Raw genomic sequence first — 13,916 nt, 5'->3', positions numbered from 1 at the left:
GCCGCTCCGGTCAGTCCGGGGGGAGCAGGTGCCGGCGTCTGGCCTCTGTGACACAGGCCCTCCGGTCGCTGACGCCGAGCGCGTTGAACAGGCTCTTGAGATACCACTTGACCGTGTTGATGCCCAGATGCAGCTCCTGGGCGATTTCGCGGTTGGACCTGTTCTTCTCGACAAGATGGAGAATCGTCTGTTCGCGCTGCGACAGGCCCGGTTCCGGAACAGGCGTCGTTGCCGAGCCCAGGGTTTGGGCTGCCGGGCCGGATGACCATCCGGCGTCGCGATTGGTCCTGGCCTGGGAATCCAGCCGGATGAGGATACTGAGGAAACGCGGCAGTTCAGGGCTCACGCCGTCCGTGGGGGAACCGCGCCGCTGCTTGGCCGAGAGCGCGCGCACCAGTTCCAAGCAGCTTGGGCCGCCGTCCAGAACCGGGCGGACCAACCCCAGCCGGCAGCAGGTGGCCAAGGCAGGCAGCAGCGTCGCTTCAGCTTCGTCACGGTGGCCTGCCTGCTCAAGGGCCGCAGAGAGCACGATGCGGGCGTTGAGTTCAGCCCTCGGACCCTGGTAGGCCGTGGCGCGTGCCAGCAGATGCCGGGCAGCGTTCACCGTGGCCGTGGTGGATCCCTGGCCGGCGCGCCCGGCACCAGCCATGGCGGACCGCAGCTGTGTGGCCAGCAGGATCTGGTGCCTGGCCTCGGCCAGACCTTCCAGCCGCGGTCCCGCTGCTTCTGCGGCAGCTGCAGTTTCCGCGCCGGCCGCCGCGGGAAGCATGGCTTGATGGGGTTCGGCCGGCCCGGGCCGTGGGCTGATTCCCAGCTGGACGCGTTCCAGATTGATGACCAGTTTCAGCCGGTCCAGACCGAGGCTGTCCGCGACAAGATCGCCTTCGTCCAGGATTTCCCGCGCCCGTGACGCGTCGCCCCGGAGTGCCTTGATCCGCGCCAAGGTGGCGAACGTCGAAATCATGAAGTCCACGACGCCGCCTTCGGAGCCCAGCTCATGGGTCTCCTCAAGAAGCTTCTCCGCTTTATCGAGCTCGCCGCGTTCGTAAAGAAGCTGCCCCATCATTGCGCCCGCCAGCCGCGCCGCATGCGAGTATCGTCCTGCCTTGCGCCGGCCGAGTTCCACAGCCGCGGTGAAGTGCTGGTCCACGCTGTCCAGATCGAGCAGGGCGTAGGCGGCAAGCCCCGCGAAACACTGGCCGTACACGCCACTGAAGGGGCCCGAGGTGAGGCCGTGGAACTTCGCGGCCCAGCGCTGTTGTTCCAAAGCGAGAGGGTAATCGCCGTCGTGGATCTTCTTGAACGTTGAGACGTTCGCTGCCACTGAGACGATCCAGGGCCGGAGCAGGTCCGCCTGGGCAAAGCATTTTTCGTCGAGTTCATCCACATGGTTCACCCGGTCGCCGTACATATCGATGCAGCTTTGGACGACGAGCCCCTCAACGCCCAGTTCAAAGCGGTCGTGCTCGGTCAGCGTCGCATCAGCGGGCATCACGGCTTCGGCCAGGTCCAGGGCGCTTTGCGCCGCCCCGGACTGATGAAGCAGGGTGTGGGCCCAGGCTACGGCCATCTGGAGCCTGGCTTGCCCGGCGACGTGGTCAGCCGGGATCTTGCCGACGAGTGCCAGCAGGGTCGACATGCTCGAGTGCTCGACCAGCCACATCGCGCGGGATTCGACGATCTCCACCCCGAGCTCGACGTCTCCGGCGGCGAGGGCATGGTCCACCCCGTCGCTGGGAAATCCGTTTTCCGCATACCAGCGGGCAGCGATCAGGTTCAGTTCTTGGGTCCGGCCCGGGTAATCGCGCTCCAGACGGCGGCGCAGGTAGTCCTCAAACAGGTGGTGATAGCGGTACCACGTGCCGTCCTCGTCAAGGGGCTGCAGGAAAAGGTCCTGGGCCTGGATCTTCTCCAGCATGGCCTGGCCGAGTTCCACCCCCGAGAGGGCGGACGCCAGCCCGGCGCACAGCCGTTCCGGAACCGAGGTCATCAGGAGGAAATCCAGCGTTTCGGGGTCGAGGGTGTCGAGGACATTTTCGGCCAGATATTCACCGATTGACGCGTGCCGGCCGGAGAGCCGCTCGATCAGTTCCGAGGCCTCACGGTGGTCCCGCAGGGAAAGGGAGACCAGTTGCAGGGCCGCGATCCAGCCTTCAGTGGTCTGGTGGAGGCTCGCCACGTCCCCCGCATCGAGATCGAGCCGGTTGATACCTACCAGGAAGTCCTTGGATTCATGTTCATCGAACCGCAGCGAGACCGCATCCACTTCCAGCAGCTGGTCCCGCACCATCAGCCGGCCCAGCGGCAGGCCCGCGCGGGAGCGGCTGGTTATGATGAAGGACAGATGGGAGCCGCCGGCGTCGAGCAGCCGTTCGACTACCGCCCTGGTTCTGGGCTCCGTGACCAGGTGCCAGTCATCCAGGGTGATCACGATGTCCTGGCCGTCCTCATCAATGGCGTTGATGAGGGCTGGAACGACATATTGCTCAGCGTCGTCGGGCCGCTCCTCAAGCAGCTGCTGCAGTTCCTCGTTTAGTCCGGGACGGGCTTTGCGGATTGCCTGAAGCAGATGTGACAGGAACCAGATGGTGTTGTTGTCATCCCGGTCCAAGGACAACCAGACGGTGACGAGGCCCTGGGCCGCGAGGATTTCCATCCATTGGGCGGCAAGAGTTGACTTGCCAAATCCGGCCGGGGCGTGGATCAACGCGAGCCGGCGTTTCCGGTCCGAGTGGAGCATCTCGGTCAGCCGCGCGCGGTGAACCCACTGGCCAACCGGCTCGGGCGCGCGGAACTTGCTTGACGCACTGGGCGGTCCTGTCGGCATCCGCCACCTCCTTGTGGTCCGGCTGTAGCCGGGAATGCATCTAGCCCTCTGAAATCCTATGGGAACAGCGGCGTCAAAGACAGCGGAGGTCCCCCGGGCTGATTCGCCGTGCGGGTTCCTGGCCCGGCGTTGTGGCCCCGGGCCCGGAACACCCCCAACGCGGGGTCACTCACGGCCCATTAAAGGGCCCGGGATGGGCCGTATCTGACCCCGCGTTGCTTTTCCTAGACGGCTTCGAGGACGCTGACGTAGTTCGCGATGCCGACGCCGCCCATGTTCTGCACCGCGGCCCGGCGGGGGTTGGGCAGTTGCATGGCGCCGGCGGTGCCGGTGAGCTGCATCGCGGCGACGACATGCTGGGAGACGCCGGTGGCGCCGACGGGGTGGCCCTTGGCCTTGAGCCCGCCGGAGACGTTGATGGGCAGCTTGCCGTCCTTGAAGACCCAGCCTTCGGCCAGGGCGCGGGCGCCTTGGCCCGGGCCGGTCAGTCCCATGGCCTCGTACATGAGCAGTTCGGCGATGGTGAAGCAGTCATGCACCTCGGCGAAGTCCAGGTCCTCCAGCCCGACGCCGGCCATCCCCAGCGCGCGCTGCCAGGACACCCGGGTGGCGGCGAAGGCTGTCGGGTCCCGGCGCTCGGCGGGGAAGAAGTCGTTCGCGTGGCCGAAGCCGGCGAGCCGCACCGGCGCGGTGGCCCCGCCGGTGGGGGCAACGCTGATCACGACGGCGGCGGCGCCGTCGGACACGGGGGAGCAGTCGGTGCGGCGCAGCGGATCGGCGACCATCGGGTTCTTGTCCGAGACGGTGCGGCAGAACTCCTCGCCGAGGTCCTTGCGGAGCTGGGCGTAGGGGTTGTCCACGCCGTTGCGGTGGTTCTTCGCGGCGATCGTGCCGAGCACATCGGAGACCGGGCCGTAGCGCTTTTCGTAGTGCTTGGCGACCTCGGCGAACAGCCCGGTGAAGCCGGTGGTCGAGGTCTTCCCGGCCATGTCGTAGTCCGCGCCGAGCAGGGCGGCCCCGACGACGTCGGCGCCGGCCTGCGTCATCTTTTCGGCGCCGATCACCAGGACGGTCTTCGCCGTGCCGGCCAGCAGCGACTTGGTGCCCTGCTGGAAGGCGGCGGACCCCGAGGCGCAGGCGTTCTCGACCCGGGTGGCCGGGACGTTGGCGAGCTGGGCCGAGACCTGCAACGCGAGCGAGGAGGGGAAGGCCAGCGGCATCATGCCGGAGTTGAACTGGCCCAGATAGACCTCGTCGATCTGGCCCGGTTCGATCCCGGCGTTGCCGATCGCCTCGGTGGCGACCTGCACGATCAGCGACTCGAGCGTCTCGTCCGTGAGCTTGCCGAAACGGCTGTGGCCCCAACCGGTGAGCAGGACATCCTTGTCGAACTGTTCCTTCAGGCTCATGCCGTGGCTCCTTCGAATGCCGGTGTCTCTTCGGGTACTTCAAGGGTTTCGAGCGCGACGTCGAACGCCGCCCCGGTCTTTCCGCGCAGCTCCTCCACGGTGACGCCGGGTGCGAGGCGGGTCAGCGTGAGCTGCCGGCCGGAGCCTGTCTTAACAAGGTCGAAGACCGCGAGGTCGCTGATGATCCGGTCCACGCAGCTCAGGCCGGTGAGGGGCAGGGTGCATTCCGGAACGATCTTGGCGGTGCCGTCCTTGGCGTTGTGCTCGGTGAGGACCACGACGCGCGGGGTGCCGGCGACGAGGTCCATGGCGCCGCCCATGCCCTTGACCATTTTGCCGGGGATCGTCCAGTTGGCGAGGTCACCGTTCCCGGAGACCTGCATGGCGCCCAGAATGGCGACCTTCACATGCCCGCCGCGGATCATGCCGAAGGAGGTGGCGGAGTCGAAGATGCTGCCCCCGGGCAGCACCGTGACGGTCTGCTTGCCGGCGTTGATCAGGTCCGCGTCCTCCTCGCCCTCGTAGGGGAACGGGCCCATGCCGAGCAGGCCGTTCTCGCTCTGCAGGACGACGCGGACGCCCCCGGGCAGGTTATTGGCGACCAGCGTGGGGATGCCGATGCCAAGGTTGACATAGTCGCCGTCGTTGAGTTCTTCGGCCGCGATGGCAGCCATTTCATTCCGGGTCCAGGCCATGGTGTTTCTCCTCAAAAGTCTTTAGGTGCAGTTCAGGCGGGTACGACGGCGGGCGCGGCCCCGGCGCGCGGGCGGACCGTCCGCTGTTCGATGTCCTTGACCCGGCCGCTGGCCTGGACGAGGCGCTGGACGAAGACGCCGGGGGTGGTGACGTGGTTGGGGTCCAGCGCGCCGGGTTCGACGATCACCTCGGCTTCCGCGACGGTCACGGCACCGGCCGTGGCCACCACCGGGTTGAAGTTCTGCGCGGTGTAGCGGTAGACCAGGTTGCCGTCGGTGTCGGCGGTGTGCGCGTGGACCAGCGCGACGTCGGCCTTGATGGCGCGCTCCTGGACATACGTTTCGCCGTCGAACTCGGCCAGCGGCTTGCCTTCGGCGACGAGGGTCCCGACGCCCGTCTTCGTGTAGAAGGCGGGGATGCCGGCGCCGCCGGCGCGGAGGCGCTCGGCGAGGGTCCCCTGCGGGGTGAACTCGACCTCCAGCCTCCCGGCGAGGTACTGCTCGGCGAAGAGCTTGTTCTCCCCCACGTAGGAGGCGATGACCTTGCGGACCTGGCCGGCTTCGATCAGCACGCCGAGGCCCTTGCCGTCCACGCCCATGTTGTTCGACACCACGGTGAGGTCCTTCACGCCGGAATCCCGGACGGCCTCGATCAAGTCCGCCGGGATGCCGCTGAGCCCAAAGCCACCCACGGCCAGCGTCATGCCGTCCCGCAGTACGTCCTGCAGCGCGGCGGCTGCTCCGGATTTCACCTTTGACATTACATCTCCTCATTGAGCGGTTGAGCTTGGGTGATGGGCCGCGGCCCGAGCCGGGGTTACCCGGCCTTCCGATCCAATTTCCGATCCACTTTGTGGACGGTTGTTCTGATATTGGAGCGTACGGTGCCCCTGCAGGGGCTGTCAATGCACAAAGTTTGGCGAAAAACCTGCATTTTTACAGTGTGGACGCTAGGCTGTTGACTATCCACAATATGGATACTTTATCGATAACGATCCGGAAAACCCGAGGAGAAGATGAATTCATTACCCGTCCAGGGCGCCCAGGTGGTGAGCCGGGTTGCGGCCCTGCTGAGGATCGTGGGACGGAAACCCGAGGGCTCCGCGCTCGTGGAGCTGGTCCGGGAATCCGGCCTCACCCGCCCCACGGTGCACCGGCTGCTCAGCTCCCTCGCGGCCGAGGGCCTGCTGGACCAGGACGCGAGCAGCGGAAACTGGGTACTGGGGCCGGAGATCCTGCTGATGGGGTCCGTGGCCTCGGCCCGGTTCCCGCTGGAGGACATCGCGCGGCCCAGCCTCCGCCGGCTGGCCGAGGAGACCGGCGAGAGCGCCTTCTTTTCCGTCCGCCGCGGCTCCGAGACCGTGTGCCTGCTCCGTGAGGAAGGCAGCTTCCCGGTGCGTTCCTTCGTGCTGCACGAGGGCGTCCGCTTTCCGCTGGGCGTCGCCTCTGCCGGGACCGCCATCATGGCGTTCCTGCCCGAGGGGGAGCAGGAGGAACTGCTGGCCTCGTGGGCAACGCACGCCGGCAGTTTCGCGGCGGCCCACACCGAGGCGCTGGTCCGGAGGAACCTGGCGGAAACACGGCAGGCCGGTTATTCGGTCAATCCCGGGCTCGTGCTGGAAGGCAGCTGGGGAATGGGCGCGGCGGTCTTTGACCGGCGCGGCCGTCCGGCCTGGGCGCTGTCCCTGACCGGCATACAGCCGCGCTTCAAGGAGGACCGCCAGCCGCTCCTGGGGCGCCTGCTGATGGAGGAGGCCCACCGGATCTCGACGCTGCTCCAGGGCACCGGGTAGGACGCCGGCGGTGCGCCGGCGGGTCAGCGCATCGCCACGGATCTTGCCACAGCGTCTCGACAAATCATCGGCTGCGGAGCACGATGAGAACTGCTTGTAAAAGCACATCGATGCTAGTACCCGGCAGCGGGCCTGTTTCCGGCGGCTTCCTCTGCCCACCCCGTCCGGAGCGGTTGAGGGAGCGGAAGAAGCCAGGCGGACGCGCACCCGTCCGGCCCCGGCCGCCGTCGTGGTCGACGGCGGCCGTGAAAAGATACCAGGCCGGTTACCGGCCGTTCATGCCAGATTCAAAGGAGTGAGTCGGTTGACTCCTCATGCTGAAACGTCTCGAATGCGGCGCCTGCTGCGCGTCCTGTTTGCATCCATCACAGCTCTGTTAATGACCTTGGCGGTCAGCGGCACCGCCTTCGCAGAAGGCAAATCAGACGGCGGCAAATCCTCGCGGACCTGGACCGTCCAGGTCGGTTCCGAATCCTCTGACCAGGCGATCCAGGGGATGGCCTTCCTGCCGGAAAACGTCTACATCAATGCCGGCGACAAAGTCACGTGGAAGGCGAACTCGGCGGAAATCCACACCGTCAGCTTCCTGGCCGACGGCCAGTCGCTGGAGTCCACCCAGCCGTTCAACCCGATGGATCCGCTGAGCATCCTCAGGCAGGGCGGGGATAGCTATGACGGACATGCGTATTACAACTCCGGTGTTATGTCGAACGTGTCCGACAGCGGCTTCACCGAAGCGAAGAAGTACACCCTGACGTTCCCGGACACGGGCGAGTTCACGTACTACTGCCTCGTGCACGGGATGGCCATGAAGGGGACGGTCCATGTCCGGGCCACGGGAACGGACTACCCGTATTCCCAGTCGGAGTATGACAGCCAGGCAATGAAGCAGGAACAGAAGATCCTGCGCGACGGCCTCAAGCAATGGGACGTGGCCCGGGACCAGGCCAATCAGCACACCGTTATCGCCGGAACGGACAACGGAACTTCCATGGTCATGCGGTTTGTGAACCAGGACATCGTGGTCCACGTGGGCGAGACGGTGGCCTTCGTGAACAACGGCATGGGCGCGCCGCATACGGTCACCTTCGGCACGGAGCCGGCCAATCCGTTCGTGCCGCTCGGTGATCCCCGCAACTTCACCGGCGGGGATTTCAACTCCGGGATCATCCCGCCGGACACCACCTACACCGTGACCTTCAACAAGGCGGGGGAGTTCGATTACATCTGTGCCCTCCACGACTTCATGGGCATGAAGGGAACCGTGAAAGTCAGGAACTGATCACGCCCGCGACGGCGCCGTACCCTACTCCCGCCACCAGGTGTCGCCGAGTGTGACCGGAACGGTCCGCTTGTGCCGGGTGCTGAGGTATTTCTGTTCGATCCGTTCGGCCACCCCGTCGGGGACTTCGAGGCCCTCAAGGTAATCGTCGATCTCGTCGTACTTGAGACCGAGTTCGTCTTCGTCGGTGCGGCCGGGCCTGCCGTCGAGCAGGTCGGCGGTGGGCACCTTGTCCCAGACCCGCGTCGGCGCGCCCAGTTCAACGAGGAGCGCACGGTTCTGGCGCTTGTTGAGACCGAAGAGCGGGAGTACATCCGCGCCGCCGTCGCCGAACTTGGTGAAGAATCCCGTCACCGATTCGGCGCCATGGTCCGTGCCGATGACAAGGTAGTTATGCTCGCCGGCCAGCGCGTACTGCGCAATCATGCGGGAGCGGGCCTTCATGTTGCCCTTGGTGAAGTCTGAAACGGCTTCGCCGGTGGTCTTCTCGAACTCGGCCTCGAAACCCTCCACCGCCGGGGCAATATTGAAGGTCCACTCGGTCTTGGCGCCGATAAAGTCCAGTGCAGCCTGGGCGTCTTCCTCGTCGTGCTGGAAGCCGTGGGGGAGCCGGACCGCGACAAAGTTCGCGTCCACCCCTTCGGCTTCCAGTTCCTCTACGGCCAGCTGGGCCAGGCGTCCGGCCAGCGAGGAGTCCAGCCCGCCCGAGATGCCCAGCACGAAGCCCTTGGTGCGGGTGGCCCTGAGGTAGTCCTTCAGGAACGTGACGCGCCTGCGCACCTCCCCGGCGGGGTCGACCCGGGGCTGCACGCCCATTTCTTCGATGATTTTCGCCTGGAGTTCACGCATGGTTCAAAGCCTAGCCAGCGGTGTCAACCGGGCTCAACTGTTGCGGCCGGAATCATCCGGTTGCCCCCGGCAACACGGTCAGGAAGTTCCCGGCGCCGCCCCGGTGGAACCGCGAACCGTCAGGTGGGTGGGCATCACCGAACGACTGCGGTTGGCGCCCCCGGACAGGGGATTGAGCTGGGCCAGCAACATCGACACGGCTACCCGTCCGGCCTGTTCAATCGGGGAGGTCATGGTGGTCAAAGGGGGGTTGCAGAAGTCTGCGCCGAAGATGTCATCGCACCCGACGATGCTCATGTCCTCCGGAACCCGGATGCCGCGTTCACGGAGGCGTTGGAGCATCCCGATGGCAATAAGGTCGTTGAAGGCTATGCAGGCGGTCACCCCGCTGTGAACGGCGGAATCCGCTGCGGCCGCACCCGATTGTGTCTTCGGCGCGAACGGTCCAAGTCTGAGGACCTCCATCCCGCGCTCCTCCGCAGCTTCCGAAAGGGCAGTCCAGCGCCGCGTGCTGGACTGGGAGGACAGCGGACCTCCCATGAAGGCGACGCGCGTGTGGCCCAGTGAGATCAGGTGGTCCAGGGCCTGGCTGGTCGCGGAGGGGGTATCGATGATGACCGCCGGCACTCCGGGAACATCGCGGTTGACGGTGACCATGGGCATTTTCGTTGCGGCGGCAAGCAGGACGTCATCGCTCAGCCGCGAGGCGGCAACAATGATTCCGTCGGCACTCTTGCGCAGCTGTTCCATAGTGCTGGCTTCCACCTCGTCCGACTCCTCGGTGTCCACCAGCAACTGGGTGTAGCCTGCCGCCTTGAGCTGGAGCTGGGTTCCGCGGATCAGGTCGAAGTAGAAGGGGTTGGTGATGTCAGGAACCAGCACTCCCACGGCACCGGTCCGTCCCGAGCTCAAGGCCTTGGCCTGGCTGTTCGGAGTGTAGTTCAGCTCGGCCGCAGCGGCTTCGATCCGCTCACGGGTGCGAAAATTGACCCGCTCCGGCGTGGAGAGCGCCCGTGAAACCGTTGACGCCGCGACGCCGCACATTGCAGCGATGTCGTGGATCGTGGCAGGGCGGTTGACTCCGGCTGGTGCAGCCACGGCGCTCCTCTCTGAACGTGATGACCCGGAAGGGGAAAGTCGGTGCTGTGACACGTGCCACAGCACCGCTAGCCCAAGATTGCCATATCCGCGCCCGTATTGGCAATCGGTTGTCATCATGTGCGGGCGGAACTAGACTGGCGGCAACACCCGATCTGTGAACTGAGTCACCGCGCACCGGAGCCGGATTCCACGGCAGCCCGTTCAGCGTCGACGCAACCCAAGGAGCTTCCCGTGACCGAAACATCAACCGCAGTATGGCCGCTGTCCGGATTCGGCGACGAGGTGGATCCGGACCCTGCCGTGCAGGCGGCCGTGCTGCTGGCCCTGGGTGCCAGCCACATCGAAGTCCGCAGCGCCTGGGGCACCAATGTCTCCGAACTGGAGCCTGAGCAGGTGGCCATGCTGAAGGCGATCCTGGACGACAAGGGCCTCAAGGTCTCGGCGGTTGCGAGTCCGATCGGGAAGGTTGACGTCGGCCTGCCGGTGGAACACGAGGTGGAGCGGTTGCGCCAGATCATCTCCGTCGCCAGGGCGCTGGATACCACCTACATCCGCATCTTCTCCTTCTACCGGGGCGTCGGCCAGAGCCCGGAAGACATCCGCGAGGATGTCCTCATCCGGATGAGGGCGCTCGCAGCGGAAGCCGCGCAGGCCGGCGTCGTGCTCCTGCACGAAAACGAGAAGGGTATCTACGGCGATACGCCCGAACGGGTCCTGGACATCATGGAATCCGTCGATTCGCCGGCCCTGCGGATCGCCTGGGACAACGCCAACTTCGTCCAAGTGGGGGTCAAGCCCTACACGGACGGCTACGCGATGCTGCGCCCCTACCTCGAGTACTTCCAGGTCAAGGATGCGATCATGGCGAGCGGCGAAGTGGTGCCCGCCGGTGAGGGCGACGGCGAGCTCGACGCCACCATCGCGGCATTGAAGGCCGACGGATTCGCCGGCTTCGCCTCGCTCGAACCGCACCTGGCCAGCGCCCATGAGCTGGGCGGTTTCTCCGGCCCGGTGGCGTTCGGTGCCGCCGCCCGGGCCTTCGCCGGGCTCGCCGCCAGGAACGGGGTGACGCTTTCATGACGGTCCGGACGGCAGTGATCGGCTGCGGTGATGTCTCGTCTGTCCACTTCGGGGCCATTTCCAAGCTCGACGGCGTCGAACTGGTGGCCGTCTGCGACACGGATCCGGGCCGGCTGGCTGCCGCGGTGGCCGCCTACGGTGTTCCCGGCTTCGTGGACCACCTGGGCCTCATCGCCGAGGCACGGCCGGACGTGGTCCACATCACCACGCCCCATGACCAGCATGCCGCCCTGGCGGCGGACTGCCTCGAGCGCGGCGTCAACGTCATCGTCGAGAAGCCCCTGGCCCACACCCTTGCCGAGGGTCGAAGGCTCGTTGAGGCCGCCGCGAACAGCCACGCCAAGATCGCCGTATGTTTCCAGAACCGGTACAACGCGACGTCGCAGGCGATGCAGGCGCTGCTGTCCTCTGGTGAGCTCGGGGCGGTCCTCGGCGCGTCGGCCACGGTGATGTGGCAGCGGGGCGCCGGCTACTACCTGGACCGGCCGTGGCGGGGCAGTTGGGCCGGGGGCGGCGGCGGACTCCTGATGAACCAGGCCATCCACACCGTGGACCTGCTGCAGTGGCTGGTGGGCGACGTGGTCACGGTGAGCGGCAATGCGTCCACGCGCTTCCTGGGCGGGGCCATCGAGGTGGAGGACACCGCCGAATTCGTGGCGGAGCACGCCAACGGGGCGCGCAGCGTCTTCTACGCCACGCTTGCCAACGCGGTGAATGCTCCGGTGACCCTGGACATCATCACGGAGCGGGCCACCCTGAGCCTGCGCGGCGACCTCACGGTGACGTATGGGGACGGACGCGTGGACGTGGTGCCGGAGCGCGTGCTGGAATCCGGCGGCCGGGCGTACTGGGGCGTCTCCCATGAGCTGCTGATCACTGACTTCTATGCCCGGCTGGGGGATGACGGGCCGTTCTGGATCAACCCCGCCGAAGCAGAAAAGTCGCTGCGGATTGTCAAGGAGATCTACCGCCAAAGCTACCCGGAGTCGCTCGACGCCGTGGGCTGAGGCGGTGCTGAGGCTTCGCCTCACCACCGACGTGCCGCTGAATTCGCGCGTGGATTACAAGCGGTTGCGTCCGGCGCCGGCGTGCTGCCGCCCCGAATCCGGCCTGCCATGGCAGGGAACATCCCGGCTCCCGTCAAGTCCGGTGTTGAACTTTTGAAAAAGAATGACAATCGGTTGCCAATATAGGCAACAATGCGTACTGTGAGTCTCACAGAGCGGGTGTGGTGCACGCCACACTCGCTCAACAATGAAGTCCCCACCGGTTTTCACAGACAGGAGCCAACAATGAAGTTAGGTCCCAAGGCAGCGGCAGCTGCCCTCATCATCAGCGCCTCCCTTGCGCTGACAGCCTGCGGCGGAAGCGCCCCGGCTGCCGGCGGCGCCGGCGCAGCCGGCACCACCAGCCTGACCCTGGGCACCGTCGTCGACCTCAAGTCCTTCGATACCTCGGTGGCGCACATCGGTCACACGATGCCGATTTTCCAAGCCGCCTACGACACGCTGATCCAGCGACTCCCGGACGGCAAGCTCGCTCCGATGCTGGCCACCAAGTGGGAGTACAACGCTGACAACACGGTTCTGACGGTAAGCCTGCGCACCGGCGTCACCTTCAGCGATGGAGCCAAGTTCGATGCCGCCGCGGCCAAGGCCAACCTGGATTACTTCAAGAAGGTCAAGGGATCCGACGCCTACCAGGTTGCCTCCCTGGGCGACGTTGCAGTGGTCGATGACAGCACCCTCAAGATCACCCTGACGACCCCGGACCCCGCCTTTGAGTACTACCTGACGCAGGCCGCAGGCCTGATGGGCAGCCCCAAGGTGCTCGGCACCCCGGAAATGGCGGCTGCGCCCGACGGCACCGGCCCCTACGTCATGGACAAGGCCAGCTCGGTGGTTGGCTCGCAGTACGTCTTCACCAAGCGCGAGGGCTACTGGAACACCGACCTGCAGAAGTTCTCCAAGGTCACCTTCAAGGTCCTTACCGACCTCACCGCCCGCACGAACGCCCTGGTCTCCGGCCAGATCGACGGCGCGCTCCTTGACCCCAAGACCGGCAAGCAGGCTGACGCGGCCGGCATGAAGCTCAACGCGAGCCAGGTTGACTGGCAGGGGCTGCTGCTCTTCGACCGGGACGGCAAGATCAACCCGGAACTGGCCAATGTGAAGGTCCGCCAGGCCATCAACTACGCCTTTGACCGCAAGACCATACTGGACCAGCAACTCCTGGGCCAGGGAACGGTGACGTCGCAGGTGTTCGGCCCGGAGTCCGGCGCCTACATCAAGGACCTGGACACCAAGTACACCTACGACCCCGCGAAGGCCAAGTCCCTGCTGGCCGAGGCCGGCTATGCCAGCGGATTCACGCTTAAGCTGCCCACGTTCACCGGTTACGAGTCCTTGGTTGCCATAGTTACCCAGCAGCTGGGAGACATCGGCATCAAGGTGGAGGCCGTGCCGGAACCGCAAGCCAACCTGATTGCCGACTTTGCTGCGGGAAAGTTCGCGGCCGCTCCGTTCCAGCTCTACCAGGGCGAGCCGTGGGTTGCCATCAATCAGATGATCTCCACCACCGCGCTGTACAACCCGTTCAAGAACACCAGCCCGGAACTGCAGGCCAAGATTGATGCCGTCCACAACGGTGCTGCGAACAGCGCAGAACTGGCCAAGGACGTCAACACCTACGTCACGGACAACGCCTGGTTTGCCCCGTTGTACCGTCTGAACCAGATGTACTACACGTCTAAGGCGGTCACGGTGACACCGCAGCTGCAGCAGGCGGTTCCGTCCCTCTACAACTACGCCCCCGCGAAATAGCATGGCCGCCGGTGGGGAGGGGCAGCCCCTCCCCATCGGTCCCACACCCGCAGCCATC

11 protein-coding genes are annotated in these 13,916 nt (G+C 65.8%); 5 read left to right on the top strand and 6 right to left on the bottom strand.

The window, feature by feature from the left end:
• Positions 1-10: 10 nt before the first annotated feature.
• From E5206_RS01155 to E5206_RS01140, 4 genes are all read right to left on the bottom strand, one after another.
• Positions 11-2,827, bottom strand: a complete 2,817-nt coding sequence (locus E5206_RS01155; RefSeq protein WP_136320883.1) for a LuxR C-terminal-related transcriptional regulator — start codon at positions 2,825-2,827, stop codon at positions 11-13.
• Between the two features lie 224 nt (positions 2,828-3,051).
• Positions 3,052-4,236: an acetyl-CoA acetyltransferase gene (locus tag E5206_RS01150; RefSeq protein ID WP_136320882.1), complete on the bottom strand. Its 1,185-nt coding sequence runs from the start codon at positions 4,234-4,236 to the stop codon at positions 3,052-3,054.
• Entirely contained in the window at positions 4,233-4,931 is a 699-nt protein-coding gene (locus tag E5206_RS01145; RefSeq protein WP_136320881.1) for a CoA transferase subunit B, read from the bottom strand. The genes E5206_RS01150 and E5206_RS01145 overlap by 4 nt, the downstream gene beginning before the upstream one ends.
• Before the next feature lie 32 nt (positions 4,932-4,963).
• Positions 4,964-5,692: a CoA transferase subunit A gene (locus E5206_RS01140; RefSeq protein WP_136320880.1), complete on the bottom strand. Its 729-nt coding sequence runs from the start codon at positions 5,690-5,692 to the stop codon at positions 4,964-4,966.
• A 255-nt stretch (positions 5,693-5,947) separates the two neighbouring features.
• Here E5206_RS01140 and E5206_RS01135 point away from each other — a divergent pair, with 255 nt between their 5' ends.
• Both E5206_RS01135 and E5206_RS01130 read left to right on the top strand, forming a co-directional pair.
• Positions 5,948-6,724 carry an IclR family transcriptional regulator gene (locus tag E5206_RS01135; protein WP_136320879.1) on the top strand — a complete coding sequence of 259 codons (777 nt, stop codon included), beginning with the start codon at positions 5,948-5,950 and terminating at the stop codon, positions 6,722-6,724.
• Between the two features lie 379 nt (positions 6,725-7,103).
• A complete protein-coding gene (locus E5206_RS01130) occupies positions 7,104-8,006 on the top strand; it encodes a plastocyanin/azurin family copper-binding protein (RefSeq protein WP_240689868.1) in 903 nt (300 codons plus the stop codon).
• Positions 8,007-8,030: 24 nt separating this feature from the next.
• Here the strand turns inward: E5206_RS01130 and nadE are convergent, their stop codons facing one another.
• Together nadE and E5206_RS01120 are read right to left on the bottom strand one after the other, a co-directional pair.
• On the bottom strand, positions 8,031-8,855 hold the full coding sequence (gene nadE, locus E5206_RS01125; protein WP_136320878.1) for an ammonia-dependent NAD(+) synthetase: 825 nt from the start codon (positions 8,853-8,855) through the stop codon (positions 8,031-8,033).
• Positions 8,856-8,933: 78 nt separating this feature from the next.
• Positions 8,934-9,899, bottom strand: coding sequence for a LacI family DNA-binding transcriptional regulator (locus E5206_RS01120; RefSeq protein WP_240690095.1), 966 nt, complete (start codon positions 9,897-9,899; stop codon positions 8,934-8,936).
• A 288-nt stretch (positions 9,900-10,187) separates the two neighbouring features.
• Between E5206_RS01120 and E5206_RS01115 the strand changes: the two genes are divergently transcribed.
• The 3 genes from E5206_RS01115 to E5206_RS01105 all read left to right on the top strand — a co-directional run bounded on the left by E5206_RS01115 (position 10,188) and on the right by E5206_RS01105 (position 13,858).
• Positions 10,188-11,036 (top strand): sugar phosphate isomerase/epimerase family protein, encoded by an 849-nt coding sequence (locus E5206_RS01115; RefSeq protein WP_136320877.1) that lies wholly within the window; start codon positions 10,188-10,190, stop codon positions 11,034-11,036.
• Positions 11,033-12,043: a Gfo/Idh/MocA family oxidoreductase gene (locus E5206_RS01110; protein ID WP_136320876.1), complete on the top strand. Its 1,011-nt coding sequence runs from the start codon at positions 11,033-11,035 to the stop codon at positions 12,041-12,043. Before E5206_RS01115 ends, E5206_RS01110 begins: the two co-directional genes overlap by 4 nt.
• Before the next feature lie 285 nt (positions 12,044-12,328).
• Positions 12,329-13,858, top strand: coding sequence for an ABC transporter substrate-binding protein (locus E5206_RS01105; RefSeq protein ID WP_136320875.1), 1,530 nt, complete (start codon positions 12,329-12,331; stop codon positions 13,856-13,858).
• Positions 13,859-13,916 lie beyond the last annotated feature (58 nt).

The organism is Arthrobacter sp. PAMC25564 (genome assembly GCF_004798705.1).
In the GTDB taxonomy this organism is placed as follows: Bacteria; Actinomycetota; Actinomycetes; order Actinomycetales; family Micrococcaceae; genus Arthrobacter.
Note: the sequence above shows the minus strand (reverse complement) of the source record. Positions and strands in the feature narration are given on the sequence as shown.

Excerpts from the sequence above, each read along its gene's own strand:
- nadE (WP_136320878.1), bottom strand. The coding sequence starts at position 8,855 with ATGCGTGAACTCCAGGCGAAAATCATCGAAGAAATGGGCGTGCAGCCC.
- E5206_RS01120 (WP_240690095.1), bottom strand. The coding sequence starts at position 9,899 with ATGTGCGGCGTCGCGGCGTCAACGGTTTCACGGGCGCTCTCCACGCCG.
- E5206_RS01155 (WP_136320883.1), bottom strand. The coding sequence starts at position 2,827 with ATGCCGACAGGACCGCCCAGTGCGTCAAGCAAGTTCCGCGCGCCCGAG.
- E5206_RS01105 (WP_136320875.1), top strand. The coding sequence starts at position 12,329 with ATGAAGTTAGGTCCCAAGGCAGCGGCAGCTGCCCTCATCATCAGCGCC.
- E5206_RS01110 (WP_136320876.1), top strand. The coding sequence starts at position 11,033 with ATGACGGTCCGGACGGCAGTGATCGGCTGCGGTGATGTCTCGTCTGTC.
- E5206_RS01150 (WP_136320882.1), bottom strand. The coding sequence starts at position 4,236 with ATGAGCCTGAAGGAACAGTTCGACAAGGATGTCCTGCTCACCGGTTGG.
- E5206_RS01130 (WP_240689868.1), top strand. The coding sequence starts at position 7,104 with ATGACCTTGGCGGTCAGCGGCACCGCCTTCGCAGAAGGCAAATCAGAC.
- E5206_RS01145 (WP_136320881.1), bottom strand. The coding sequence starts at position 4,931 with ATGGCCTGGACCCGGAATGAAATGGCTGCCATCGCGGCCGAAGAACTC.
- E5206_RS01140 (WP_136320880.1), bottom strand. The coding sequence starts at position 5,692 with ATGTCAAAGGTGAAATCCGGAGCAGCCGCCGCGCTGCAGGACGTACTG.
- E5206_RS01135 (WP_136320879.1), top strand. The coding sequence starts at position 5,948 with ATGAATTCATTACCCGTCCAGGGCGCCCAGGTGGTGAGCCGGGTTGCG.